This is a genomic window from Rhodopseudomonas sp. BAL398 (assembly GCF_033001325.1).
Lineage (GTDB): Bacteria > Pseudomonadota > Alphaproteobacteria > Rhizobiales > Xanthobacteraceae > JARJEH01.
In genome coordinates this window covers 4257084-4282538 of sequence record NZ_CP133111.1, presented here as the reverse complement: position 1 = coordinate 4282538, position 25455 = coordinate 4257084, and the positions used below count along the sequence as shown (strand labels likewise).

Genomic DNA, 25455 nt, shown 5'->3' with positions numbered 1-25455 from the left:
CCAGCGGGCGGCGGTGAGAATTCCGAATGGTTGAACTGCTCTACCCATGGCTGAAGGCGCTGCATGTGATCGCGGTGATTTCCTGGATGGCCGGAATGCTCTACATGCCGCGGCTGTTTGTCTATCATTGCGATGCCGAGATCGGATCGAAACAATCCGAAACTTTCAAGATCATGGAACGGCGGCTATACAAGGCGATCATGACGCCGGCCATGGTGGTTGCCTGGATCGTCGGGCTCTACATCGCCTGGGACCGTAACTTTCTGATGGAAGGCTGGTTTCACGGCAAGCTGACCCTGGTTGTGCTGATGACCGTGATCCATTTTTTTCTGGGTCATTGGGTTTTGGCCTTCGCTGCCGACCGGAACCAGCATAGCCATAAATTCTATCGGATTATCAACGAGATACCGACGGTGTTGATGATCGGCGCGGTGATCCTGGTGATCGTGAAACCGTTCTAGAGCGGCGTGAGGTCGCGGCCCGATTCGAACGCCTTGCGTGGAGGCCGGTGATTTTCTATAGTGGAGCATCCCACCCCACGCAGGCGGATGTGGTTGCGAACCGGTTTTGTCGAGAACCGGCCGCCGCATCAGGTTTGAAGCCTCTCCGCACCTTCGTTGCTCAAGACCTCGTTTCTGAAGACCCGCTTTGAAGATTCGCGGACTTTCCTGATCGCTAGGCGCCGGACTTCTCCGGCTTGCAAATCCCTCCCCGGTTATTTTCCACAGGACCATCCCAATGCGGGAAATGAAGCTACAAGACCTCAAGGCCAAGACCCCGGCCGAACTGGTGTCGTTCGCCGAAGAGCTCGGCGTCGAGAACGCCAGCACGATGCGCAAGCAGGAACTGATGTTCGCCAGCTTGAAGCAGCTGGCGATCAAGGAGACCGACATCATCGGCGAGGGCGTGGTCGAAGTGCTGTCCGACGGTTTCGGATTTCTGCGCTCGCCCGACGCGAACTATCTGCCGGGACCGGACGATATCTACGTCTCGCCGTCGCAGATCCGCCGCTTCGGCCTGCGCACCGGTGATACGATCGAAGGGCATATTCGCAGCCCGAAGGAAGGCGAGCGGTATTTCGCTCTGTTGAAGGTCAACACGCTGAACTTCGAGGACCCGGAGAAATCCAAGCACAAGGTCAATTTCGACAATCTGACGCCGCTGTTTCCGGATGAGCGGTTCCGGCTCGAACTCGAAGATTCGACCAGGCGCGATCTGTCGGCGCGAGTGATCGATATCGTGGCGCCGATCGGCAAGGGCCAGCGCGCTTTGATCGTGGCGCCGCCGCGCACCGGCAAGACCGTGCTGATGCAGAACATCGCGCATTCGATCACCGCCAATCACCCGGAATGCTATCTGATCGTGCTGCTGATCGACGAGCGGCCGGAAGAGGTCACCGATATGCAGCGTTCGGTGAAGGGCGAAGTCGTTTCCTCGACCTTCGACGAGCCCGCGGTGCGTCACGTCCAGGTCGCCGAGATGGTGATCGAGAAGGCCAAGCGGCTGGTGGAACATGGCCGCGACGTCGTCATCCTGCTCGACTCGATCACGCGCCTTGGCCGCGCCTACAACACCGTCGTCCCGTCTTCAGGCAAGGTGCTGACCGGCGGCGTCGACGCCAATGCGCTGCAGCGGCCGAAGCGGTTCTTCGGCGCCGCGCGGAACATCGAAGAGGGCGGCTCGCTGACCATCATCGCCACCGCGCTGGTCGATACCGGCTCGCGCATGGACGAAGTGATCTTCGAAGAATTCAAGGGCACCGGCAATTCGGAGCTGATCCTCGACCGCAAGGTGTCGGACAAGCGGACCTTCCCGGCGATCGATATTTCGCGCTCCGGCACCCGCAAGGAAGAGCTGATCACGGACGCTCAGCTGTTGAAGAAAATGTATGTGCTGCGCCGGATCCTCAATCCGATGGGAACGATGGACGCCATCGACTTCCTGCTCGACAAGCTGCGCAACACCAAGAACAACGCCGAATTCTTCGAGTCGATGAATACCTGATCGACCGATCCGGATTTGCGAAGGGCGTCCCGCGCGAGCGGGGCGCCTTTTTGTTGCGGGCTTGCAGCAACATCGGATGATCATGTTCGCAACGCCGTTGCGTGGCGCGTTGCCTTTTCGCCGGGCGGGCGGCAAGACAGGCGGATGCATCCGCGCGATCACACCATCTTCGCTTTGGCCACGGGCCGGCCGCCGACCGCGATTGCGATCGTGCGGGTCTCGGGGCCGCGCGCGGGCTGCGTGTTGCGGACGCTGAGCGGCCATATGCCGCCGCCGCGGGTCGCCGCGCGGGCGCTGTTACGCGATCACAATCAAGAGCTTATCGATGACGGCCTGGTGTTGTGGTTTCCCGAGCCGGCAAGCGCCACCGGCGAGGACGTCGCCGAATTTCATATCCATGGCGGCCGCGCGGTGCTGGCCGCGCTGTTCGCCGCACTGGCCTCGTTCGACCAGGTGCGGCCGGCGGAGCCCGGCGAATTCACCCGGCGCGGCTTCGAGAATGGCAAGCTGGATCTGACGCAGGCCGAGGGGCTCGACGATCTGATTCACGCCGACACCGATCGGCAGCGCCGCCAGGCGCTACGGCAATTGAAGGGTCTGCTCGGTGACCGGGCGCGGAGCTGGCGCGAGCAGATCATCGAGGCGTCGGCGCTGATCGAGGCCGGTATTGATTTTTCTGACGAGGGCGATGTGTCAGCGGAGCTGATGGCTCCGGCGCTCGCACGGATCGCGACGCTGCGCGATGAAATTGAAGAAGTGCTTGCGGCGCAGGGACAAAGTGAACGTCTGCGCGATGGACTTGTGGTCGCGATCGCCGGGCCGCCGAATGTCGGCAAATCGACGTTGATCAATCAGCTGGCGCGGCGCGAGGTCGCAATCGTGTCGCCGCAGGCCGGCACCACGCGCGACATCATCGAGGTGCAGCTCGATCTCGGTGGCTATCCGGTGACGGTGATCGACACCGCCGGGATTCGCGACAGCGATGATGTAGTCGAGCAGGAGGGGGTGCGGCGGGCCAAAGCGCGTGCGGCGGAAGCCGACCTGGTGCTGTGGCTCAGCGCGGACGATGCATCGGGTATGACCATCGAAGGGCAGGCTCCGGTCTGGCGCGTGCGCAACAAGATCGATCTCGAGGGTGGAAAAAGCGGCGATTTGGGGCCTGAAAATCTTGCGGCAAAGTTGTGGCAAGCTGGGGGCGGATCGGCGCAGGAGCGCGATGCCGCGGTTTCTGTCTATCGGATCTCGGCCAGGGACGGAGAGGGGGTGCCGGCGCTGGTGGCCGGGCTCGAGCGATTCGCTGAAGCGTTTTTCGGCGGGGCGGAAGGCGGGCTGATCGGTCGCGAACGGCACCGATTATTGCTGCGGGATGCTGCGGCTTCGCTGCAGCGCAGCATGGCGGGTGGGATCGGAGAGGAAATGGTCGCGGAGGAATTGCGGGTGGCGGCTGCCGCGCTCGGGCGCCTGCTGGGACGGGTGGATGTCGAGGATGTGCTAGGGGCGATCTTCAGCCGATTTTGTGTTGGAAAGTAATATTACTTTGTTCAATATTAGAAATAGTGAATTTTAATTCGTTCTTTGAGTTTCTCTGGCTGAACCAAGATTTGTTTCACGTGAAACATTGGCGCAATTTGATTTACGGAGAGAGCCGGCGAGTCAGTGCAGCCACGCCGCATGATTGCAGCAGATGAATTCGTGTCCCGGGCGCGATGCGGCATTCTTATGCCGCTTCGCAGAATCGGGACCCCGCTCATGGCCCCGGGTGACGATCGGCGAAAAGCGGGCCCCCGGCTCTGCAGTGCATCACGCCGCGAAGAGCGGCGTACTGCGCTGCGTCCGGGGCACGGGCGATGATAGGCTTGTGGGCTCCAGCCTCTGCCGTCCGACCGCTGCCCAGCAGCCGTTAGCCCACAGGTAAGTTCCTGCTTCAAGGCGCCACAAAGCTGGGCTAGAAGCCGCGCATGCAAAATTCCTTCGCGCAAAGCTCGTTCGATGTGATCGTGATCGGCGGCGGCCATGCCGGGACCGAGGCGGCGGCTGCCGCGGCGCGCCTCGGCGCGCGGACCGCGCTGGTGACGCACAAATTCGCAACCATCGGGGCCATGTCCTGCAATCCGGCGATCGGCGGCTTGGGCAAGGGCCATCTGGTTCGCGAGGTCGACGCGCTGGACGGGCTGATGGGCCGCGCCGCCGATGCCGGTGGCATTCAGTTTCGCATGCTCAATCGCCGCAAGGGCCCGGCGGTGCGCGGACCCCGCGCCCAGGCCGATCGCAAGCTCTATGCCGCCGCGATCCAGGCCGGGATCCGCGCCACCGCGAATCTGACCGTGATCGAAGGCGAAGCCGACAATCTACTGGTCGAGTCCGGCCGCGTCACCGGGATCCGGTTCGTCGATGGCCGCGAATTGCAAGCCGGCGCGGTCGTCATCACCACCGGCACGTTTTTGCGCGGATTAATTCATCTCGGCGAGCGCAGCTGGCCGGCCGGGCGGATCGACGAGGCCCCGGCGCTGGGCCTGTCCGGCGCCTTCGAGCGGATCGGCTTTACGCTGGGCCGGCTCAAGACCGGCACGCCGCCGCGGCTCGACGGCACCACGATCGACTGGTCGGCCGTGGAGATGCAGCCCGGCGACGACCCGGCCGAGCCGTTTTCGGTGCTGACCCACCGGATCAGCAATCCGCAGATCCAATGCGGCATCACCCGGACGCTGCCGTCGACCCATGAGGTGATCCGGGCCAATGTGCACCGCTCGCCGATGTATTCCGGCCAGATCCAGAGTTCGGGGCCGCGTTATTGTCCCTCGATCGAGGACAAGATCGTCCGCTTCGGCGATCGCGACGGCCATCAGATCTTTCTCGAGCCCGAAGGGCTGGACGATTCCACGGTCTATCCCAACGGCATTTCGACCTCGCTGCCCGAAGATGTGCAGCGCGCCATTCTGGCGACGATTCCGGGGTTGGAGCGGACCAAAGTCATCCGGCCCGGCTATGCGATCGAATATGACCATGTCGATCCGCGCGAACTCGATCCGACGTTGCAGACCAAGCGGCTGCGCGGTCTGTTCCTGGCCGGCCAGATCAACGGCACCACCGGATACGAAGAGGCGGCGGCGCAGGGGCTGGTCGCCGGTCTGAATGCGGCTTTGGCGGCGGGCGGCAGCGAATTGACCGTATTCGACCGCGCCGACGGCTATCTCGGGGTGATGATCGACGATCTGGTGACCCGCGGCATCACCGAACCCTACCGGATGTTCACCTCGCGGGCGGAATATCGCCTGACGCTGCGCGCCGACAATGCCGACCAGCGGCTGACCGACAAGGGGCTGGCGCTGGGCTGCGTCGGCGCCGAGCGGGCAGGGTTTCATCGTCACAAGATGGCGGCGCTGAATGAGGCCAAAACGCTGGCGCAATCGCTGGCGATCACCCCGAACGAGGCGGCCCGGCACGGTCTGGCGCTCAATCGCGATGGGGTGCGGCGCTCGGCCTTCGAATTGCTGGCCTATCCGGAGCTCGGCTGGGCCGATATCACGGCGATCTGGCCCGAATTGACCGCCGTGGCGCCGTCGATCGCGCTGCATGTCGAAATCGACGCCAAATATGACGTCTATCTCAAGCGCCAGAGCGCCGATGTCGAGGCATTTCGCCGCGACGAAGGCCTGGTGCTGACCGATATCGATTATGCGCTGGTGCCGGGCCTGTCGAACGAGGCCCGCAACAAGCTGGAAAAGGCCCGGCCGCGCACCGTCGGGCAGGCCGGCCGGCTCGACGGCATGACCCCGGCGGCACTGGGCATCCTGGCGGCCTATTTGCGGCGCGAAGCCCGCAGGCGTCCGGCCGCAGAGGTTGGCTAGGCTGTTTCACGTGAAACAACAGGGGGGACGATGCGGATCACCCGGCGCGCCGAGCCCGACGACCTCGAAAGTCTGATCGACCTCTATCGGCATGCCAATCCGGACACCCCTCGGCTATCACAGCCTTGCGCCCAGCAGATCTGGGCCGAAATCCTGGCCGCCGAACGCACCGTCTTGTTCGTCACCGCCATGGCGGGCCGGCTGGTCTCGACCTGCTGCCTGACCACTGGGCCGAATCTGATGCGGGGCGGGGCGTCTCATGCCTTGCTCGAAAATGTGGTCACGCACCGGGAGTTTCGCCGTCAGGGTCATGGCCGCGCCACCATCGCGGCAGCTTTGCAAGAGGCCTGGAGCAGGGGCTGTTTTCAGGTGTTTCTGGTGACCGGCCGGGGCCATGCCAACCCTTACGTCCACGACTTCTATCGTAGCGTCGGCTTCGCTGAGCTCGGCAAAACAGCCTTTGTCGCCCGTCCGCCTGACCAGCACTGAAGGTTTTGGTCCAGCGAGGCCATTACGGGGCGCGAGCCCAGTGGGGCGTGCGAACCCAGTGGGGCGTGCGAGCCCATGAACTAATGGACTGGCTTCGCACGAAGCTACGATGAAATTGACTGCCGGCAGATACAGGAATCTCGCGGCAAAGCATGGAATTACGCAAGATTCCGGGTTCGCTCGCAGCAAGCTGCTCGCGCCCCGGAATGACCCGGATCAAGCTGGATTTGATGCCAAGCTGCGGTGGGGCGGTCGTTTTGGCAGTCATTTCGCTGCTTGTAACGAATGAGGCTGGTTTGCTGGCCTCTTGCGGCGTCGACGACCTGGAATCGGTTGGGCTTTGAGTCGGGCAGGCCCGGACGCAGTCCGTGCGGCACCCCCCACCCGGCTCGCCTTCGGCGATCCACCCTCCCCACAAGGGGGAGGGATGGCACTCGCGGCGGCCGCAGGCTTTCAAAATCCGATCATGCTTTCCAGTTGAGTTGATTCGCCTGAAAGCAAAGGCGCTTGGTTTCGACTCATCCACGCGTCATGGCCGGGCTTGTCCCGGCCATCCACGCCTTTGATCCAGCACGGCTTTCAAGGCGTGGATGCCCGGCACAAAGCCGGGCATGACGAACGAGAAGCTGTGCCGTCGGGTACAATCCAGGGCCGCGTCATTCCGGGGCGCGAGCAGCTTGCTGCGAGCGAACCCGGAATCTCGCCCCGGTTCCCTCAGCCGCGAGTTTCGCTGGCTTTGCCGAATTGGACCGGAGGCCGATGCGCTGAAGCGGGACCTGGCAAAGGGCGGGACCTGGGCGTCGTCCGCGCGCCGGGCTCGATCCGTCGATCACCCAGTACATTCGCGAGCTGGCGCCGAATCAGCGGGACGCAAACTTGCCGACGCGGCTCACCCAATTCGGACCGCAGGCGGCCGACGCGCCGACGACCGTTTAAAACTATCTCGATCCCATTCTGCCACGCAAAGGGATGGAAGCCGGGCGTTTGCGGGCGTATGGAATGACCTCATTCAACCAAGGCTCGGCTTCGCGCATGGCGCAACGTTCCCAACAGGCGGCACCCTTTCCCCGGCTCGACGCCGACCGGGCCGCGGCGTTGCGGCTCACGCCTGTTTCACGTGAAACAACCGCGCGGCTCGACGCCTATGTGGATCTGCTGCTGCAATGGCAGGCCAAGACCAATCTGATTTCGCCCGCGACGCTGCCGGTGCTGTGGACCCGGCACATCGCCGATTCGCTGCAGCTGCTGACGATCGCGCCCGCCGCCAGGACCTGGCTGGATTTCGGCAGCGGCGGCGGCTTTCCCGGATTGGTGCTGGCCTGCGCGATGGCAGACGCCGGCGGCCATGTCACTTTGGTCGAGCGCAATGCAAAAAAGGCGGCGTTTTTGCGCGAGGCGCTGCGGGTGACGCGGGCGCCGGGCCAAGTTATGCTGGCGGACATCGGGGATAACGAGGATAGTTTTCCCCGCGATGTCGATTGCATCACCGCTCGGGCCGTTGCTCCGCTACACCAGCTTATCGGCTTCGCCGAACCCTTGCTGATAGAGGGCGCGAGAGCCCTGTTTCTCAAGGGTCAAGATGTAGACGCGGAATTGACCGAATCCACTAAATATTGGAAAATCACGCCTCGTCTTCATGCCAGCCTCACCGGCGGACATGGCTGGATTGTCGAACTCGACCGGATCGAGCGGCAGACCCCGTCCGCACTACCTCACTAACCAGATGGCCCGCGCATGACCGTAATTGATCAAGTATATCAAGGCGATAGCAAGGAGACGGGGGCCGGCCACCCGCGCATCATCGCGCTCGCCAACCAGAAGGGCGGGGTCGGCAAGACAACCACCGCGATCAATCTCGGCACCGCACTCGCGGCGATCGGCGAGCGGGTGCTGATCGTCGACCTCGATCCGCAGGGCAATGCCTCGACCGGACTCGGCATCGATCGCCGCGACCGCAGCTGCTCGACCTATGACGTGCTGATCGGCGAGGCGCCGCTGCGCGACGCGGTGGTGCCGACCGCGGTGCCGCGGCTGCATATCGCGGCGTCGACGATGGATCTGTCCGGCCTCGAACTCGAACTCGGCAATAGCCGCGATCGCGCCTATCGGCTGCGCAATGCGATCGCCGCTTTGAACGACGGCGTCGTCGAGCCCCTCGATTACACCTATGTGCTGATCGATTGCCCGCCGTCGCTGAATCTGCTGACGGTCAATGCGATGGCGGCGTCGGACGCGATTCTGGTGCCGCTGCAATGCGAGTTCTTCGCGCTCGAAGGTCTGTCGCAGCTGCTGCAGACCGTCGAGCAGGTGCGCTCGACGCTCAATCCGAATCTGTCGATCCACGGCATCGTGCTGACCATGTTCGACAGCCGCAACAATCTGTCGAACCAGGTGGTGGCGGATGTCCGGCAGTTCATGGGCAAGAAGGTCTACGACACCATGATCCCGCGCAATGTGCGGATCTCGGAAGCGCCGAGCTATGGCAAGCCGGTGCTGGTCTATGATCTGAAATGTGCCGGCTCCGAGGCCTATCTGAAACTCGCGACCGAAGTGATCCAGCGCGAGCGCGAACTACGCACCGCGCATTGATGGCGCTCTGAATTTGCTTCGTCATTGCGAGCGAAGCGAAGTCCGTAGGGTGGGCTAAGCGAAGCGTGCCCACCACACAGGATGATGCCAACGCGAAGCCAATGGTGGGCACGGCGCAAGCGCGCCTTTGCCCACCCTACGACTACGACGCAACAGACCATGACGTGACAGCAAGCACTGCGGAGTAACCACGTGAGTTCGAGAGCGAATCCAAAGGAGCTGGCAATGGCCGACGAGCAGCGGTCGCGACTGGGTCGCGGTCTGGCGAGTCTGATCGGAGATGTCGGCGGCGAGGCCGCGCATCTGGAGCGTCCGCGCGCGCAGCGCAAGGTGCCGATCGAATTCCTCAAGCCCAATCCGCGCAATCCGCGGCGGGCGTTTTCCGACGCCGAACTCGCCGAGCTCGCGGACTCGATCAAGCAGCACGGCGTGATCCAGCCGATCGTGGTGCGGCCGGTCAAGGGCGCGCAGGATCGCTACGAGATCATCGCCGGCGAACGGCGCTGGCGCGCCTCGCAGATCGCCGGCCTGCATGAAGTGCCGATCGTGCCGGTCGATGTCAGCGACGCCGCCGCGCTGGAAATCGCCATCATCGAGAACGTCCAGCGCGAGGACCTCAACGCGCTCGAAGAGGCGCTGGGCTATCACGCGCTGGCCACCGAATTCAAACACAGCCAGGACGACATCGCCAAAATCGTCGGCAAGAGCCGCAGCCATGTCGCCAATATGATGCGGCTGACCAAACTACCCGATGACGTCCAGGCGCTGATCGCCTCGGGACAATTGTCGGCAGGCCATGCCCGCGCGCTGATCGGCGTGCCGGATGCCTCGGCTGCGGCGAAACGCATCGTCGCCGAAGGCTTGAATGTGCGCCAGGCCGAGGCGCTGGCGCATGAAGAGGGCGTGCCGGAGCGCAAGCCGCAGCAGCCGCGCGCCGGCAAGACCAAGGACGCCGACACCGTCGCGCTGGAAAAACGCATCAGCGACGCGCTCGGCCTGAAAGTCAGCGTCGAGCATCGCGACCCCGGCGGCACCGTGCAGATCAAATATCGCGACCTCGAACAGCTCGACGAAATTCTGCGGCGGCTGGATGCCGATGGCTGACGCTTAGTGCGAGCGGCTCGACGCTGTTAGCAGGCGGAAAGAGCGATCAGCCAAACGAGGCCCTCAAGACCGTCATTGCGAGGAGCGCTTGCGACGAAGCAATCCAGTCCTTGCTGGGCGGCCCTGGATTGCTTCGCGGTCGGACGGCGCGATGCGCCATCCTCGGCTCGCAATGACGACATCAAGCTCGATGTGATTGGTTTCTTCTTCATTCAGACTCTTATGGAAGTCTAACCGCGCCGCCTTGCATTGACGGCGATCGCCAGTAGCACGCGCTGGGCGATCACGGCGGCGAGGTTGGTCTGCTTGCGGGCGTCGAGGGCTGCCACCGCGAGCTGATCGATGATCGCCAGCAGTCGGGTCGGCGGGAAATTGCGTAGCGCGGTTTCGGCGGCGGCCTTGCGGGAGAAGTGGATGCGGGGATAGCCGCTCTCCAGCACCGAGGAGGCCGATGCGCCGTCATCGACCGCGAGCGACGCCTTGTGCAGGAATGCGGCGTGGCGCTGCGCCGCCATGATGATCAGGCCCGGATAGGTGCCGGCGACCATCGCCTTGGCGAATTCGCTCTCGACGATCGCCGGGCGGCCGCCGAAGGCGGCGTCGACGATGGTGTCGAGTTTCAATTCAGAGGCGTCCGAGACGCTGGCCATCACGTCGTCGACGCTGACCTCGCCATTGCCATGGGCGTAGAGCGCGAGCTTGCGCAATTCGTTGCGCGAGGCCTGGCGGTCGCCGCCGAGCAGCGCCATCAGAATGGCACGGGCGTCGGCCGTGATCTTCAGATTGGACAGCCGCAATTCATCGTCGATCAATTTGGTCAGATCGCGTTCGCCGTCCGGGTAGCAGCCGATCGCCACCGCGGTCTTGGCGCGTTCGCAGGCTTTGCGCAGCGGCGATTCCGGCTTGATGTCGCCGGCCTCGATCACCACCCGGCAATCCTTCAGCGCCGAACCCGCCAAGGTGTCGACGCCGCTGACAAAGCTCTTCGAGCCGGCGCGCACCCGGATCGCGCGGCGGCCGCCGAACATCGGAATCGACATCGCCTCGTCGACCAGCCGCGACGGCTCGGCGGCGAGGTCGTCGCCGTCCAGCCGGGTTGTGGCGAAGGGATCATTGGGATCATCGACCGCGGAGACGATCAGCGCATCGGCGCGTTCGCGCACCAACCCGGCGTCGGGACCGTAGAGCAGGATGATCGGCCGCGCGGCATCGGGCCGGGCCAGAAAGGCGTCTATCTCTCTGCCCTTGAGCGCGACCAAGTCAGGTGCCGGCGTAGAAAAACGCCGCCAGCCGGGTCTGGATATTCTCGGCGATTTCCTGCGAGGCGCGGTCCTCGGCGTCGCGGCCGGCGCGCGAGCGGGCGAAGCGCTGGGTCTGGCCCGGGACGTCATATTCGACCCGCGAGAAGGTGCTGCCGCTCATCACCACCTTGTCGGTGGCGACTTCCTTCAGCGTGTAATTGGCGTCGATGCCGTAATTCTCGATCGACGGCAGCGCGGTCTTGGGATCGACGATCATCGACGAGCGCGACGTGGTCAGCCGCAGCGTCAAGATGTGGGTCGGCGGCAGGCCGGTGGCGCCGCCATAGAGCTTGAACATCAGCGCGTTGCGGATTTCCACGCCGAGCCGCGCGGTGGGCGATCCGTTCGGCACCGCGACCGGCGGCACCGCGACGCCGAGCAGCTTCTCGCGCAAGGCGGGTGTGCCGTCGCTGCGCTCGGCATACATCGGCTGGAAGCAGCCTGCGGTCAGGGCCGCCAAGGTGGCGACGATCGACAGCCGGGCTGCGATGCGCCAGTTACCCCACGACATTCACGATCCTCTGCGGCACGACGATAATCTTGCGAACGGGCTTGCCATCCAGGGCCTGTTTTACCGTATCGAGCGCCAAAACGGCAGCCTCAATTTCCGGATTCTGCGCATCCCTGGCCACTGTGACTTCTCCGCGCTTCTTGCCATTGACCTGGACCGGCAGGGTAATGCTGTCTTCGACCAGCAGATCGCGTTCGATTTGCGGCCAGACCGCCTCCGACACCAGCCCCTTCTGGCCCAGCACCTGCCAGCATTCCTCGGCCAGATGCGGCATCATCGGGTGGAACAGCTGCACCAGAATGACCGTGGCTTCCCGGATCGCCCAAGAAAGATCAGGTGCGAGATCGGGCGCCGGCTGCCCCGGCCGCGCCAGAACCTCGGCCAGGGTGTTGGAATACTCCCGGATATGGGCGAGGCTGACATTGAAGGCGAGCCGCTCGATGCCGGACAGCACCTTGTCGAGCGCCCCATGGGCGGCCTTGCGGACCGCCAAGGCGTCGGCGCCGAAGCTGGCCGGGCGCGCGTCGGGGGCCGCTTTGGCGATGTCGGCGGCGTCATTGACCATCCGCCACAGCCGCTGCACGAAGCGCGAGGCGCCCTTGACGCCTTCCTCGCTCCAGATCACGTCGCGATCCGGCGGCGAATCCGACAGCATGAACCAGCGCGCGGTGTCGGCGCCGTAGCTGCCGATGATGTCGTCGGGGTCGACGGTGTTGCGCTTCGACTTCGACATCTTCTCGATCGGGCCGATCTCGATCGGCGCGCCGCCATCGAGCAGCGTGGCGCGGCGGCCGTCGCCGTCGGGCACGATGGCGATCTCGGCCGGCGAGGCGAAGCTGCCGTCGGGCTTCTTATAGGTCTCGTGCACCACCATGCCCTGGGTGAACATGCCGGCGAAGGGCTCGTCGAGGCCGATATGGCCGGTGGCCTTCATCGCCCTTGTGAAGAAGCGGCTGTACAAGAGATGCAGGATCGCGTGCTCGACGCCGCCGATATATTGGTCGACCGGCATCATCCGGTTGACCACGGCGGGCGTGGTCGGCGCGTTCTCGTTCCACGGATCGGTGAAGCGCGCGAAATACCAGGACGAATCCACGAAGGTGTCCATGGTGTCGGTTTCGCGCACCGCCTTGGCCCCGCATTGCGGGCAGGTGACGTGTTTCCAGGTCGGGTGATGATCCAGCGCATTGCCGGGCTTGTCGAATGTCACGTCATCCGGCAGTTCGACCGGCAGCTCCGAATCGGGGACCGGCACCACGTCGCATGTCGGGCAATGGATCACCGGGATCGGACAGCCCCAATAGCGCTGCCGCGAAATGCCCCAGTCACGCAGCCGGAAATTGACTTCGCGCTTGCCCCAGCCGTCGCGCTCGAAAATCTCCAGCGAGCGCGCCATCGCCTGCTCGCAGGTCATCACGCCGGGTTCGCCGACCCAGTGCACGTAATTCACGGTCTCGGTCTTGGCCGGCACGAAGGCCTCGTCGGTGACGCCTTCGTCATGGCCGAGCGGCTTGAACACGTCGATGACGTCGATGCCGTATTTGCGGGCGAAATCGAGGTCGCGCTGGTCATGGGCGGGACAGCCGATGATGGCGCCGGTGCCGTAATCCATCAGCACGAAATTGGCGATATAGAGCGGCAGCTGCCAGTTCGGATCGGCCGGATGGGTAGCCTTGATGCCGGTATCGAAGCCGAGCTTCTCGGCGGTGTCGATCTCGGCCTGCGCGGTGCCGATGCGGCGGCATTGCTCGTTGAAGGCGGCGACGTCCGGCCGGGTTGTCGCCAAGGCCTTGGCCAGCGGATGGTCCGGCGAGATCGCCGCGAAGGTCGGGCCATACATCGTGTCGGGCCGGGTGGTGAACACCGGTAGCGTGTCGAATCCGGCGGGAGCGCCGACTAGGCCGAACGAAAAGCGCAGGCCCTCGGAGCGGCCGATCCAGTTGCGCTGCATCAGCCGCACCTTGTCGGGCCAGCGATCCAGCGTATCGAGCGCGTCGAGCAATTCCTGGGCATAGCGGGTGATCTTGAACACCCACTGGTTCATCTCGCGCTGCTCGACCACGGCGCCCGAGCGCCAGCCGCGGCCGTCGATCACCTGCTCATTGGCCAGCACGGTCATGTCGACCGGGTCCCAATTGATCTTGCGCTTTTCCCGCTCGGCCAGGCCTTCCTTGAGGAAGTCCAGGAACATCTTCTGCTGGTGCTTGTAATAGCTGGGGTCGCAGGTCGCGAATTCGCGCGCCCAATCCAGCGACAGGCCCATGGTCTGCAGCTGCTTTTTCATCGCCGCGATATTGGCGTAGGTCCAGGCCTTCGGCGCTACCTTGCGCTCGATCGCGGCATTCTCGGCGGGCAGGCCGAAGGAATCCCAGCCCATCGGATGCAACACGTTGAAGCCGCGCGCCCGCATCGTCCGCGCTACCACGTCGCCCATGGTGTAGTTGCGGACATGGCCCATATGGATCCGGCCGGACGGATAGGGGAACATCTCCAGCACGTAATACTTTGGGCGGGGATCGTCGTTCCTTGTGGCGAAAATCGCCTGGCGGTCCCATTGCGCCTGCCATTTCGGCTCGGTTTCGCGGGCGTTGTAGCGTTCGTTTGTCATGGAATCAGGATTCGGCCGGCCGGTTCGAGCGCTTGTCAGGGCGGTGGGAGGCGCGAATGAGGTCGCAAACCGGTGCTAGCTCTTGGTTTCGGAATTCGCGCGCGAGGCCGGCAACTAGGCCATAAAACCCCGCGCGTGGTCAATGGCTTGGGACAATCACACGGCAGTTCCGGCAGTGCCGGGCGCGGCCGCGCGGTCGGACGTTACCCCGCCAGCGCCATTGGGCTGTCGGTGTCGGTGCTGCGGATGAAGCCGTGCTGGACCACGGTGTTGCGGCCGCGATGCTTGGCGGCATAGAGCGCGGCGTCGGCGGCTTCGATCAGATCGCGCGGGTGCAGCGCGTCGCTCGGGCTGATGCAAGCCATGCCGACGCTGACGGTGACGTGCTGGAACGCGCTGGTCCGATGCGGAATCGACAATTCCTCCACCGCGGCGCGCACCATCTCGCCGACCCGCAGCGATTCCTCGGCGTCGGTTTGCGGCACCAGCAGGCAGAATTCCTCGCCGCCATAGCGCGCCGCCAAGCCGCTGGTCCGCTCGGCAATGCCCGCCAGGGTCTCGCCGATCCGGCTGAGACAGGCGTCGCCTTCGGGATGGCCGCAGCTGTCATTATAGAGCTTGAAATGATCGACATCGATCATCAACAGCGCGACCTTACCGCCATCCTGCTGCGCCTTCATCCATTCGAAGTCGAGCCGGCCCTGGAAGCCGCGACGGTTGGCCAGTCCCGACAGCACGTCGATCGAGGCCATCACGGTGAGCTGGTTGTTGCTGGCGACGAGCTCGCGCTCGCGCTCGCCCAGCTTGCGCGCCATCGCGTTGAACGCCTTGGCCAGCGGCACGAATTCGGCGGGCAGTCCCGACCGGGTGGCGCGCGCCGACCAGTCGCCCTGGCCGAATTTCGTCGCCGTCGCGGTGAGGATGCCGATCGGCCGCACGATCAACCGCTCGGCCGCGACCAGCGCGCCCAGCAGCACCACCAGACAGGCCATGGCCAATTGAAGATAGGCGGTGCGGATCTCGTGATTGATGGCGGCCGATACCTTGGCTTCGTCGATGCTGACCACCAGCCGGGTCTTGGTACCGGGAATCCGGGCGAAAGAGACCAGCCGTCCGTCACTGCGCACCACCATCGCGGTTCGCGAGCCGGGGACATTGTTGATCAGGGCGGGAGCCAGCCCGAGCGTTTCGATGGAGGTGCCGATCAGGCTGGACTGTCCAGGCGGGGTCGCCAGAATGACGCCCTCGCTGTCGACCAATGCGGCGGTCACACCGGTTCGCCCGGCCAGATCGCCCATCACCCCTGACATCCAGTCGAGATTCATCCCCGCAATGACGACGGCATCTTCGCCGCCGGCAACCGCCGAGACCGGATAGGCGGCCAGAATGGTGCCGGTCTTGGTCTGCCGCCCGACCAGGAAATCGCTCACCACGAAATCATGGGTCTCCAGCGCCTTTTTGAAATAGGCCCGGTCTTTGACATTGCCGCCGACAAAGATCGACGAGGTCGAACAGCGAATGACGCCATCGGCATCGGCCACCGCGATCATGCGGATCGACGGCAGATCGACGCGCATGCTGGCGCGCAGGATGGCGCAGCCCTTGCCGATATGCGAGGCCGCGGCATGGATATAGGCGGTCGATTTCAGCACCGCCTCGACCGAGGAAATCACTTCGCGCTGCGCGTCGGCGGCGCGCTGGGCGAGCTTGGCCAATTCGCTGGAAAGCTCGGCGACCTGCTTGATCCGCGCCTCTTCGAGCGAGCGGATCCGGTCGAACATCAGGGGACTGACCAGGATCAGGGCCAGCACCACCAGCCGTGCGCGAATCCCCAGCAGGGCCCTGAGCCGGACTTTGTTGCGAATGATCGATATGCGTGACATCGTCGTCCCCCGGCCCCGCATGAATACTAGGCCGAAGGGTTCAAAACCCCCTTGCCGAAATAGATCAAACTTGAACGAACGCGAAAGTCGTAAAACTTGGTTGACAATCCGACACCGCCGGACGCCGCGCCATTAACCTCGTCTTCACCAAGCGGGCTGGCCGCGGTTGAGCACGACATCGCGCGCGCCTGCCAGGCGGCGGGCCGCGAGCGTTCCGCCGTGACGCTGATCGCGGTCTCGAAAACCTTCGACGGCGAGGCCATCGTGCCGGTGCTGCAATCAGGCCAGCGCGTGTTCGGCGAGAACCGGGTGCAGGAGGCCAAGGCGAAATGGCCGGCGCTGACCGCGGCCTTTCCGGGCACGCAACTGCATCTGATCGGACCGCTGCAATCCAACAAGGCCAAGGAAGCGGTGGCGCTGTTCGACGCGATCCATTCGGTCGACCGCCCGAGCCTGTGCGAAGCGCTAGGCAAGGAGCTGGCGCAACAGCAGCGCCGGCTCGACCTGTTCGTGCAGCTCAACACCGGCGAGGAGCCGCAAAAGGCCGGCGTCGCGCCGGCCGAGGCCGATGGCTTCCTCGCGGCCTGTCGCGACACTTACGGGCTGACGATTTCCGGCCTGATGTGCATCCCCCCGGTCGACGAAGCGCCGGCGCCGCATTTCGCGCTGACGGCGAAGATCGCCGCCCGTAACGGGCTGAGTAAGCTGTCGATGGGCATGAGCGCCGATTTCGCCATCGCGATCCAGTTCGGCGCCACCCATGTCCGGGTCGGCTCGGCGATTTTCGGGAAGCGCTAGGGTAAGGCGCTGTTGGCCGCAAAGCGATGCGGCCGTTCTGCTCAGGGGTCACCACCTGCCAACGGGTCCTCACCGCGCAGTTGCAACGACGAATCACCCGATCTCGATCCGCGTCCTTGGTCCGATCCGCGCCAACAGCCGCAGCATCGCCGGCTTGGTCATGGCGACGCAGCCGGCGGTCGGGCCGAAATTGTCGCGCGCCAGATGCAGGAATACGGCGCTGCCGCGGCCGGCGATCCGCGGTGCCGCGTTGTGGTCGATTTCGATGATGTAATCATACAGATGATCGTCGCGCCGCAGCCGGTCGCCGCCCTCACCCGGACCGCGCCGCACCGGCTGGTTGTAATGCCGGCTGGCCGGATCCTCGCACCAGGCGTCATCGGCGCCGATGGCGCGGATCGGCAGCTGCGTCCGTGGCCGCGGCGCGCGGTCGGCCCGCCACCATAGCCGCAGCGGATGGAAGCTGCCGCGCGGCGTGCCGCCATCGCCCTCGCGCTTGTTGGCCAGGATGCCGCCGCGGCCAAGCGCCACCGCGATGGCGCGGCCGTCGACCAGCAGCCAGCCCCGACTGCGATTCCCGGCGCCGCGACGAACCGCGATCCGGGCCGCCGGCCGATCCCGAAATATCGCGTAAGGCTTTGGTATAGCGGGTTTTTTCATATCTTTCGGGAGTCCGCATCGGCGCCGAGCGACGGCCGCTCAGGCCTTGGTTCATTACAGGACATTCACCCAAAACCCTCTCAAAACTCGGCTAAACTGCCGCACGGCTTGTGAATCGGTAACAGACCCCCACTTCAACACGAAACATCACCACGCTACTCACCCATGACCAAGCCAACACTGCCTCTGCCTGTCGACTCAAAGGACCGCTGCCATGCCCAACGCCCGTAAGATCCTGATCGTGGACGACGACACCGATCTGCGCGAGGCGCTGGTGGAGCAATTGTCGCTGCACGAGGAATTCGAAGCCTCGGCGGTGGATACCGGCGCCAAGGGCGTGCTGTCGGCCAAGACCATCTCGCCCGATCTGGTGCTGATGGATGTCGGCCTGCCCGACACCGATGGCCGCGAAGTGGTGCGCAGCCTGCGCAAGGGCGGCTTCAAGGCCCCGATCATCATGCTGACCGGCCACGACACCGATTCCGATACGATTCTGGGGCTGGAATCCGGCGCCAACGACTATATCGCCAAGCCATTCCGTTTTGCCGTGCTGCTGGCGCGGATCCGCGCCCAGCTGCGCCAGCATGAGGCCAGCGAGGACGCGGTGTTCACGGTCGGACCGTATAGCTTCCGTCCCGGCTCCAAGATGCTGACCGGTGCCAATACCAAGAAGGTCCGGCTGACCGAAAAGGAGACCGCGATCCTGCGCTTCCTGTACCGCGCCGGGCTGCTGCCGGTATCGCGCGAGACCCTGCTGCAGGAAGTCTGGGGCTATAATTCGGGCGTCACCACGCACACGCTGGAGACCCATATCTACCGGCTGCGCCAAAAGATCGAGAACGACGCGGCGAATCCCGAGATTCTGGTGACCGAAGCCGGTGGCTACAAACTCGTGCCGTGATACGAATAGGGACGATTCGTAGCGTGGCGCCTGGCGCGCCGCGTGGTTCACCAGCCGGTCCCGCATGTCGATCGAAGATGATGTTGCCCTGCTCGAGCGCGTCCCGACGCTGCGGCTGTTGGGCAGCGTGTCGTTGCGCATGCTGGCGATCGGCTCCGACCAGCGCGATCTCGGCCGCGACGAGGTTCTGTTCAACGCCGGCGACCAGGCCGACGCCGGCTATGTGGTGCAGCGCGGCTCGTTCCGGGTTCTGCCCGCCGACGGCGGCAAGCATGAACTCACCGCCGGCCCCGGCACGCTGATCGGCGAGCTGGCGCTGATCGTCGCGATGCCGCGGCCGTCGAGCGCGGTGGCGCTGGAATATTCCTCGGTGATCCGGATCTCGCGCAGCCTGTTCCAGCGGGTGCTGGAAAGCGACCCCGATGCGGCGCTGCGGCTGCGCGATGAATTCGCCGCCCGCACCAGCCAGATTGCTAGCGACATCGTGATGGCCGGCGCCAAGCTGGGTTCCTGACTCCGATCGTTTTGGCTGATCCCGCCCCAGCGCCGGGGCGCAAGATTCCGGGTTCGCTCACGGCTGACGCCGTTCGCGCCCCGGAATGACCGGGCTTGTATTTGCCGCGGAGTGCTGCGGGATCTTGCAGCTCCAGCTCCAGTTACAGCTCCAGCGTCACCGTCACCGGGACGTGGTCGCTGGGCCGCTCCCAGCCGCGGGCGTCGCGAGTGACCTGGAAATCGCGCACGTAGCTACCCAGCGCCGGCGATACCCAGATGTGGTCGAGCCGTCGGCCGCGATCGGCCGCGGTCCAGTCTGCGGAGCGGTAGCTCCACCAGGTGTAGAGCTTTTCGCTGAGCGGGATCCTGGCGCGCGCGACGTCGATCCAATTGCCCGTAGCCTGCACTGCCAGCAATTTCTCGCATTCGATCGGCGTGTGCGACACCACCTTCAACAATTGCTTGTGCGACCAGACGTCGTTTTCATGCGGCGCGACATTGAGGTCGCCGACCAGGATATGGCGGGCGTCGCCGACGGGATGCAGCGGCGCGCAGGCCTTCATCTCGTCGAGGAATGACAGCTTGTGCAGGAATTTCGCGTTGAGCGCGGGATCCGGAATGTCGCCGCCGGCGGGGACGTAGAAATTATGCAGCACTAGCGGCGCGCCTGCGATGTCGAGCGCCACCGAGATGTGGCGCGAATCGAGATTGTCGCAGAACACGCGGATATCGCTGCTGTGGAACGGGATCTTCGAGATCACCGCGACGCCGTGATAGCCCTTCTGGCCGTTCAGCGCGACGTGCTCATAACCCAGCTGCTTCAAACGCTTCAGCGGAAAGGCGTCGTCCGGACATTTGGTCTCCTGCAAGCACAGCACGTCGGGCCGCCGAGTCTCGAGGAAATTCGCCACCAGCTCGATGCGCAGCCGCACCGAATTGATATTCCATGTGGTCAAGGTGAAGGTCATGCGGGATGCCGTATGGGGATTGGACAGGGAGACGACTTGATCCTGAGATATCCGGCCGAAAGAAACCAATAAAGCCAAAGTTGATGTCGTCATTGCGAGCCGAGGCCGGCGCGCAGCGCCGTCCGGAGGCGACGCAATCCAGGGGCCGCAAGCGAAGACTGGATTGCTTCGTCGCAAGAGCTCCTCGCAATGACGAAATTGCAGGCCTGATCTATTGATCCCTTTTTGAGCTGGACTCTGAGGGGCGGCCGGCTGGCCGCGTCGCGCCGGATGAGAATGATGGATCTACATGCTCATGGTTCGAGGTGCGCGCCAAGAGGCGCGCTCCTCACTATGAGGGATGCGAAAGATGTGACGTGCCCCGGACGCTGCGCAACGCGCCGCCCGTGGTGCGCTGCAGAGAAGGGGGCCCGCTGTTGTTGTCGAGGGGTGAACCGGGGTCCCGGTTCTGCGAAGCGGCACTGCGTGCCGCATCGCGCCCGGGACACGATGCACAGCGCTGAGGTGCCGGCGTCGCGTGAACTAATTATTCGGGGTCGCGTAGTTGGTGAAATCGATCTTGAACAGCGCCGGATCGAGTTTCTGGGTGCTGTCGACATTGTAGATCGCCACCGTGGTATCGTAACCCTGCGGGTCGGTCACGGTCCATTGCTTGAGCTGATTGTCCTTGGTGCTGAGCATCAGCAACAGCCGGCTGGTGCCGACCAGCGTGTTCTTTTCCTCGATGATGACGCTGATATAGAGATCGTCGGAAGTGACGCTTACAACATTGGTGTCGCGCAACAGATCGATGCGGTCGCTGAGCAGATAGCGCAGCGGGGTCTGCGACAGCGGATAGACGTCCTGGGTGCCGAGCTTGCGGTCGCGCACCACCAGCGAGGTGCCGTCGGAGACCATCGAGATCGGGCTCGGCGCGTCATATTCGAACCGGACCTTGCCGGGCTTCTGGATATAGAAATCCCCCTTCAGCTTGCTGCCGTCGGGGCCGACCTGGACGAATTGTCCGACCAGGGTCTGCAGCGACGACAGATAGGTGCTGACCTTGGCGGCCTCGGCCTTCTGCTTATCGTTGAAACTGTTGAAAATGCTGGCCGGGACATTGCGGCGAGGATCGGGAATCACCGGCTCCGGCGCGGCGGTCGGCGCCGGCGGCTTGGCTTGCGGCTGCGTCTGCGCTCTGGCCTGCAATTGCGGCCGCGGTTCGGAGGCGCTGAGCTGGATCTCGCGGCCCTTGGGCGACGGCTTCGGCATCGGAACCTGCTCCGCGGCGGCCGGCGGCATGGTCGCGGTGGCGATCAATGCCGCGGCAAACATCGCCAGGGTCGCGCGCGGGACAGCCCGGTGCGAGGAACGCGGCGCCGAAGCGGTGTCATCTGTGTTCAATTGGTTGTCCTGCCCGGGAGTGATTGCATCGTGGCGTCGCCGCGTCGGCGCTAACCCGGCGCTGTGGCGATTTCGCGGCTCCAGGTCGTCAAAGTCCATCACGTCGATCACGTCCTAAAAGCCGCTCTCTTCTTCTTCGACCAGGATTTCGCGTTTGCCGGCATGGTTGGGCTGGCCGACAATGCCTTCCAGTTCCATCCGCTCCATCAGCGACGCGGCGCGGTTATAGCCGATCTGCAGCCGGCGCTGAATATAGCTGGTCGAGGCCTTGCGGTCCCGTTTGACGATCGCGACCGCCTGCGAGAACAGGTCGCCGCCCTCGCCGCCTATGCCGGTGGCGTCGAACACTGCGCCATCCTCGCCTTCGGCCGGTTCTTCGGCGGTGACCGCCTCGAGATATTCCGGCTGGCCCTGGGTCTTGAGGTGCTTCACCACCTTCTCGACCTCCTCGTCGGAGACGAACGGGCCGTGGACGCGGCTGATCCGGCCGCCGCCCGCCATATAGAGCATGTCGCCCTGGCCGAGCAGCTGTTCGGCGCCCATCTCGCCCAGAATGGTGCGGCTGTCGATCTTTGAAGTCACCTGGAAGGAAATGCGGGTCGGGAAATTCGCCTTGATGGTGCCGGTGATGACATCGACCGAGGGCCGTTGCGTCGCCAGGATCACATGCAGGCCGGCGGCGCGCGCCATCTGCGCCAGGCGCTGCACCGCGCCTTCGATGTCCTTGCCGGCCACCATCATCAGGTCGGCCATTTCGTCGACGATGATGACGATATAGGGCAGCGGTTCGAGGTCGAGCTTCTCGGCTTCGTAGATCGCCTTGCCGGTCTCCTTGTCGAAGCCGGTATGCACCGTGCGGGTCAATTCCTCGCCGCGCGCCTTGGCTTCGAGCAGGCGGGAATTATAGCCGTCGAGATTGCGCACCCCGAGCTTCGACATCTTCTTGTAGCGCTCTTCCATCTCGCGCACCGCCCATTTCAGGGCGACCACCGCCTTTTTCGGGTCTGTGACGACCGGCGTCAGCAGATGCGGGATGCCGTCATAGACGGAGAGTTCGAGCATTTTCGGATCGACCATGATCAGCCGGCACTGATCCGGCCGCAGCCGGTACAGCAGGCTGAGAATCATGGTGTTGATGGCGACCGATTTGCCCGAGCCGGTGGTGCCGGCGATCAACAGATGCGGCATCCGGGCGAGATCGACGATCACCGAATCGCCGCCGATATTCTTGCCGAGGCAGAGCGGCAGCTTGGCCACCGATTCATTGCCGTCCTTGGCCACCAGCAATTCGCGCAGCAACACCTTTTCGCGATGCGGGTTCGGCAGTTCGATGCCGATGGCGTTGCGGCCGGGCACCACCGCGACGCGGGCCGACAGCGCGCTCATCGAGCGCGCGATGTCGTCGGCCAGGCCGATCACCCGCGACGATTTGATACCGGGCGCGGGCTCGAGCTCGTACAGCGTCACCACCGGGCCCGGATGCGCCTTGACGATTTCGCCGCGGACACCGAAATCGCCGAGCACGCCTTCCAGCGCCCGCGAATTGGTTTCGAGTTCGACCTTGCTCAGCGGCTGGCGGTCGGAGGATTTCGGCGCGGTCAGCACCGACACCGGCGGCAGTTCGAATTTGTCGGAGGGTTTGCGTTGCGGCGCGCGCGGCGCGGCCTTTTTGCGTGAGGCGCGGACCACCGGGGCGGTGTCCTCGACCTCAACGTCCTCGTCTTCTTCGTCGTCCTCGATGTCGTCGATCTCGGGGTCCTCGTCATGACCGCCATTGGGCGCGATCGACGGGCTTGGCCGGCCGCCGAGCCGCGGCTCTTGGCGCTCGAACGGCATGGCGGTGCTGGCCGGCGCGCTGGCCACTAGCCGGCGGTAGCCGAGCTTGGTCAGCCGCCACAGCTGTGCCTTGGTGCTCAACAGCGCATGCACCAGCCAGCCCAGCGAGACCGATCCCTCCTCGCGATCTTCCTCCAGCGGCTGGTCGTCGTCGACCAACAGATCGGTTTCCTCGGCTTCCTGGGCGCCGAAGCCGCAGGCGATCAGGAAGGTCGTCAGCATGGCGGCGCCGAGGATGAGGCCGAGCACGATGCGGTAGATCAGTCCGGGGCCGAACACCACAGCGGGCGCCCGCACCAGCGCATCGCCGACCACGCCGCCGACGCCGGTCGGCAGCGGCCAGGAGCCGTCATGCGGAAAGCAGCTGGCGAATCCCGCCGCCGTGATGATGCACAGAATCCAGCAGCCGAACCGCAGCGCCTTGCGGTCGAACGGCCGGTGATTGATCATCCGCCAGCCCCAGACCGCGACCGGCAGCAACAGCCCGATCGCGCCGAGGCCGAGGATCTGCATCGCCAGATCGGCGCCGATCGCCCCCGGATAGCCGACAATGTTGCGGATCGCCCGCGAGGTGGCGTGGCTGAGGCTGGGGTCCTGCACCGACCAGGTCATCAGCGCTGCGGCGGCGACGCCGCTCAATGCGATCAGCCCGAGTCCGGCCAGCTCATGCAGCCGCCGCACCAGCGCATCGCGGATCGTCGCGGGCAGATGGCCGACCAGAGGGATGACACGTTCGATCGCCGGCATGCTGCTCCAGCCCTAACCGAGAATCTTGACCAGCCGGTGCAACGCCTCGGCCGTGGTTTCGCTGTCCTGCACCATCGCTACGCGGATGTAGCCGGTGCCGGGATTGCCGCCGTCGGGTTGCTGGCGCGCCAGATAGCTGCCGGGAATGACGCGGACACCGCCGTCCCGGAACAGTTTCACCGTCGCGGCCTCGTCGCCGCCATGGTCGGAGACGTCGAGCCACAGGCAGAACCCGCCGGCGGGCCGCTTGTAGCCGTAGCGCGCGCCGATGATCTGGTCGGCGAGATCGAACTTCAGGCGATAAAGCCTGCGGTTCTCCTCGACATGGCGCTCGTCGCTGAAGGCCGCGACTGCGACATGCTGCAGCGGCACCGGCACCTGCGGTGCCGCGACATTGCGCAGCTCGTGAAACGCCTTGAGAAAGGCCGCATCGCCGGCGACGAAGCCGACCCGCATTCCGGCCAGATTGGAGCGCTTCGACAGCGACTGGAACGCCACCACATTGGCGAAGTCGGGCCCGGCGACTTCCAGCGCGCTGCCGGGCGCGATCTGGGTGTAGATCTCCGAATAACATTCGTCGCTCAGGATCATGAAGCCGTGGCGGTCGGCCAGCGCCTTCAACCGCTGAAAATAGCCGCGAGACGCCACCGCGCCCTGCGGATTGGCCGGCGAAGCCAGATAGATCGCCACCGTCCGCGCCAAAGTGGCTTCATCAAGTGCGTCGAGGTCCGGCAAGAAGCCGTTGGCCAGCGTGGTCGGCAGGAAGATCGGCTCGCAGCCGGCGGCGCGGGCGCCGGCCCCATAGGCGGGATAGAACGGATTGGGCAGCAGAATCGCCGGCTTGCCGGGGCGAGGCGACACGAAACGGGCGGCGGCGAGCGCGGCCAGGAACAGGCCCTCGCGGCTGCCATTGAGCACCAGGATTTCGCTCTCCGGATCGAGCGCGCGCGGCAGATCGAAGCGCCGCGACAGCCAGGCCGCGACCGCGCGGCGGAACGGCTCGATCCCCTTGGCGGCGGGATAGCGGCCGAATTCGGCGATGTGTTGCGAAAGCACCGGGCCGACGAAATCCGGCACCGGATGCTGCGGCTCGCCGACCGACAGATTGATCAGGGATTGGCCGGGTTGATACGGCGCCAGCAATTCGGTCAGCCGGGCGAAGGGCGAGCGTTCGCTCTGGCCGGCAGCATGGGAACTGCCGGCATCGGACGCCGAGACGGAGGGGGCCATCATAGCCATGGGAGAGCGCCAGCTTTCAGGGCGCCCGATCGCGAGCTGACGAGATCGAGCGATATCGGATCAGCCACCATAGATACGGCGAGGTTAAGAC

21 protein-coding genes are annotated in these 25455 nt (G+C 64.7%); 12 read left to right on the top strand and 9 right to left on the bottom strand.

Translation table 11 applies throughout. The features are described from left to right. Positions 1-26: 26 nt before the first annotated feature. The 9 genes from hemJ to RBJ75_RS20160 all read left to right on the top strand — a co-directional run bounded on the left by hemJ (position 27) and on the right by RBJ75_RS20160 (position 10034). On the top strand, positions 27-461 hold the full coding sequence (hemJ, locus tag RBJ75_RS20200; protein ID WP_044417744.1) for a protoporphyrinogen oxidase HemJ: 435 nt from the start codon (positions 27-29) through the stop codon (positions 459-461). 277 nt (positions 462-738) lie between these two features. Beyond that, complete coding sequence (rho, locus tag RBJ75_RS20195) at positions 739-2004, top strand: transcription termination factor Rho (RefSeq protein ID WP_044417742.1); 1266 nt, start codon at positions 739-741, stop codon at positions 2002-2004. Positions 2005-2148: 144 nt separating this feature from the next. Further along, positions 2149-3534: a tRNA uridine-5-carboxymethylaminomethyl(34) synthesis GTPase MnmE gene (mnmE, locus tag RBJ75_RS20190; protein ID WP_044417740.1), complete on the top strand. Its 1386-nt coding sequence runs from the start codon at positions 2149-2151 to the stop codon at positions 3532-3534. Positions 3535-3962: 428 nt separating this feature from the next. Continuing rightward, positions 3963-5852, top strand: a complete 1890-nt coding sequence (mnmG, locus tag RBJ75_RS20185; protein ID WP_276156185.1) for a tRNA uridine-5-carboxymethylaminomethyl(34) synthesis enzyme MnmG — start codon at positions 3963-3965, stop codon at positions 5850-5852. Between the two features lie 30 nt (positions 5853-5882). Continuing rightward, the gene (locus RBJ75_RS20180) at positions 5883-6341 is read left to right on the top strand and encodes a GNAT family N-acetyltransferase (RefSeq protein WP_044405509.1); all 459 of its coding nucleotides are present in this window, start codon (positions 5883-5885) and stop codon (positions 6339-6341) included. Between the two features lie 152 nt (positions 6342-6493). Further along, positions 6494-6685: a hypothetical protein gene (locus RBJ75_RS20175; protein WP_317528523.1), complete on the top strand. Its 192-nt coding sequence runs from the start codon at positions 6494-6496 to the stop codon at positions 6683-6685. 688 nt (positions 6686-7373) lie between these two features. After that, positions 7374-8060, top strand: coding sequence for a 16S rRNA (guanine(527)-N(7))-methyltransferase RsmG (gene rsmG, locus RBJ75_RS20170; RefSeq protein WP_044409819.1), 687 nt, complete (start codon positions 7374-7376; stop codon positions 8058-8060). Positions 8061-8075: 15 nt separating this feature from the next. Further along, entirely contained in the window at positions 8076-8930 is an 855-nt protein-coding gene (locus RBJ75_RS20165) for a ParA family protein (protein WP_044409814.1), read from the top strand. A 225-nt stretch (positions 8931-9155) separates the two neighbouring features. Continuing rightward, on the top strand, positions 9156-10034 hold the full coding sequence (locus RBJ75_RS20160; protein ID WP_044409817.1) for a ParB/RepB/Spo0J family partition protein: 879 nt from the start codon (positions 9156-9158) through the stop codon (positions 10032-10034). Between the two features lie 230 nt (positions 10035-10264). Here RBJ75_RS20160 and holA read toward each other — a convergent pair whose 3' ends face one another. From holA to RBJ75_RS20140, 4 genes are all read right to left on the bottom strand, one after another. Next, positions 10265-11293, bottom strand: coding sequence for a DNA polymerase III subunit delta (gene holA, locus RBJ75_RS20155; protein ID WP_044409824.1), 1029 nt, complete (start codon positions 11291-11293; stop codon positions 10265-10267). Position 11294: 1 nt separating this feature from the next. Further along, complete coding sequence (gene lptE / locus RBJ75_RS20150; RefSeq protein WP_044409826.1) at positions 11295-11846, bottom strand: LPS assembly lipoprotein LptE; 552 nt, start codon at positions 11844-11846, stop codon at positions 11295-11297. Then, positions 11833-14454 carry a leucine--tRNA ligase gene (leuS, locus tag RBJ75_RS20145; RefSeq protein WP_276156889.1) on the bottom strand — a complete coding sequence of 874 codons (2622 nt, stop codon included), beginning with the start codon at positions 14452-14454 and terminating at the stop codon, positions 11833-11835. The genes lptE and leuS overlap by 14 nt, the downstream gene beginning before the upstream one ends. A 203-nt stretch (positions 14455-14657) precedes the next feature. Further along, on the bottom strand, positions 14658-16337 hold the full coding sequence (locus RBJ75_RS20140; RefSeq protein WP_044414725.1) for a diguanylate cyclase domain-containing protein: 1680 nt from the start codon (positions 16335-16337) through the stop codon (positions 14658-14660). 96 nt (positions 16338-16433) lie between these two features. On the opposite strand from RBJ75_RS20140, the gene RBJ75_RS20135 reads away from it, so the two are divergent. Further along, positions 16434-17135 carry a YggS family pyridoxal phosphate-dependent enzyme gene (locus tag RBJ75_RS20135; RefSeq protein ID WP_044414724.1) on the top strand — a complete coding sequence of 234 codons (702 nt, stop codon included), beginning with the start codon at positions 16434-16436 and terminating at the stop codon, positions 17133-17135. A gap of 93 nt (positions 17136-17228) precedes the next feature. Here the strand turns inward: RBJ75_RS20135 and RBJ75_RS20130 are convergent, their stop codons facing one another. Next, positions 17229-17795, bottom strand: a complete 567-nt coding sequence (locus tag RBJ75_RS20130; protein ID WP_044414722.1) for a L,D-transpeptidase — start codon at positions 17793-17795, stop codon at positions 17229-17231. 214 nt (positions 17796-18009) lie between these two features. Here RBJ75_RS20130 and RBJ75_RS20125 point away from each other — a divergent pair, with 214 nt between their 5' ends. Together RBJ75_RS20125 and RBJ75_RS20120 are read left to right on the top strand one after the other, a co-directional pair. Beyond that, a complete protein-coding gene (locus RBJ75_RS20125) occupies positions 18010-18696 on the top strand; it encodes a response regulator transcription factor (protein WP_044414720.1) in 687 nt (228 codons plus the stop codon). A 64-nt stretch (positions 18697-18760) separates the two neighbouring features. Then, complete coding sequence (locus RBJ75_RS20120) at positions 18761-19210, top strand: cyclic nucleotide-binding domain-containing protein (protein ID WP_044414717.1); 450 nt, start codon at positions 18761-18763, stop codon at positions 19208-19210. Positions 19211-19352: 142 nt separating this feature from the next. On the opposite strand, the gene RBJ75_RS20115 is transcribed toward RBJ75_RS20120, so the two are convergent. The 4 genes from RBJ75_RS20115 to RBJ75_RS20100 form a co-directional block, all read right to left on the bottom strand. Continuing rightward, positions 19353-20159 carry an exodeoxyribonuclease III gene (locus tag RBJ75_RS20115; RefSeq protein ID WP_044418835.1) on the bottom strand — a complete coding sequence of 269 codons (807 nt, stop codon included), beginning with the start codon at positions 20157-20159 and terminating at the stop codon, positions 19353-19355. 522 nt (positions 20160-20681) lie between these two features. Further along, positions 20682-21641, bottom strand: coding sequence for an outer membrane lipoprotein carrier protein LolA (locus RBJ75_RS20110; RefSeq protein ID WP_044406101.1), 960 nt, complete (start codon positions 21639-21641; stop codon positions 20682-20684). 15 nt (positions 21642-21656) lie between these two features. Then, on the bottom strand, positions 21657-24125 hold the full coding sequence (locus RBJ75_RS20105) for a DNA translocase FtsK (protein WP_044406093.1): 2469 nt from the start codon (positions 24123-24125) through the stop codon (positions 21657-21659). A gap of 12 nt (positions 24126-24137) precedes the next feature. Further along, positions 24138-25364 carry an aminotransferase class I/II-fold pyridoxal phosphate-dependent enzyme gene (locus tag RBJ75_RS20100; RefSeq protein WP_044406090.1) on the bottom strand — a complete coding sequence of 409 codons (1227 nt, stop codon included), beginning with the start codon at positions 25362-25364 and terminating at the stop codon, positions 24138-24140. Positions 25365-25455: the final 91 nt, after the last annotated feature.

Coding starts and splice junctions, on each gene's coding strand:
- mnmG (WP_276156185.1), top strand. CDS start 3,963: ATGCAAAATTCCTTCGCGCAAAGCTCGTTCGATGTGATCGTGATCGGC.
- RBJ75_RS20130 (WP_044414722.1), bottom strand. CDS start 17,795: ATGAAAAAACCCGCTATACCAAAGCCTTACGCGATATTTCGGGATCGG.
- RBJ75_RS20110 (WP_044406101.1), bottom strand. CDS start 21,641: ATGGACTTTGACGACCTGGAGCCGCGAAATCGCCACAGCGCCGGGTTA.
- lptE (WP_044409826.1), bottom strand. CDS start 11,846: ATGTCGTGGGGTAACTGGCGCATCGCAGCCCGGCTGTCGATCGTCGCC.
- RBJ75_RS20175 (WP_317528523.1), top strand. CDS start 6,494: ATGGAATTACGCAAGATTCCGGGTTCGCTCGCAGCAAGCTGCTCGCGC.
- RBJ75_RS20125 (WP_044414720.1), top strand. CDS start 18,010: ATGCCCAACGCCCGTAAGATCCTGATCGTGGACGACGACACCGATCTG.
- RBJ75_RS20120 (WP_044414717.1), top strand. CDS start 18,761: ATGTCGATCGAAGATGATGTTGCCCTGCTCGAGCGCGTCCCGACGCTG.
- RBJ75_RS20140 (WP_044414725.1), bottom strand. CDS start 16,337: ATGTCACGCATATCGATCATTCGCAACAAAGTCCGGCTCAGGGCCCTG.
- hemJ (WP_044417744.1), top strand. CDS start 27: ATGGTTGAACTGCTCTACCCATGGCTGAAGGCGCTGCATGTGATCGCG.
- RBJ75_RS20100 (WP_044406090.1), bottom strand. CDS start 25,364: ATGGCTATGATGGCCCCCTCCGTCTCGGCGTCCGATGCCGGCAGTTCC.
- RBJ75_RS20105 (WP_044406093.1), bottom strand. CDS start 24,125: ATGCCGGCGATCGAACGTGTCATCCCTCTGGTCGGCCATCTGCCCGCG.
- rsmG (WP_044409819.1), top strand. CDS start 7,374: ATGGCGCAACGTTCCCAACAGGCGGCACCCTTTCCCCGGCTCGACGCC.
- rho (WP_044417742.1), top strand. CDS start 739: ATGCGGGAAATGAAGCTACAAGACCTCAAGGCCAAGACCCCGGCCGAA.
- leuS (WP_276156889.1), bottom strand. CDS start 14,454: ATGACAAACGAACGCTACAACGCCCGCGAAACCGAGCCGAAATGGCAG.
- RBJ75_RS20115 (WP_044418835.1), bottom strand. CDS start 20,159: ATGACCTTCACCTTGACCACATGGAATATCAATTCGGTGCGGCTGCGC.
- RBJ75_RS20165 (WP_044409814.1), top strand. CDS start 8,076: ATGACCGTAATTGATCAAGTATATCAAGGCGATAGCAAGGAGACGGGG.
- mnmE (WP_044417740.1), top strand. CDS start 2,149: ATGCATCCGCGCGATCACACCATCTTCGCTTTGGCCACGGGCCGGCCG.
- RBJ75_RS20180 (WP_044405509.1), top strand. CDS start 5,883: ATGCGGATCACCCGGCGCGCCGAGCCCGACGACCTCGAAAGTCTGATC.
- RBJ75_RS20160 (WP_044409817.1), top strand. CDS start 9,156: ATGGCCGACGAGCAGCGGTCGCGACTGGGTCGCGGTCTGGCGAGTCTG.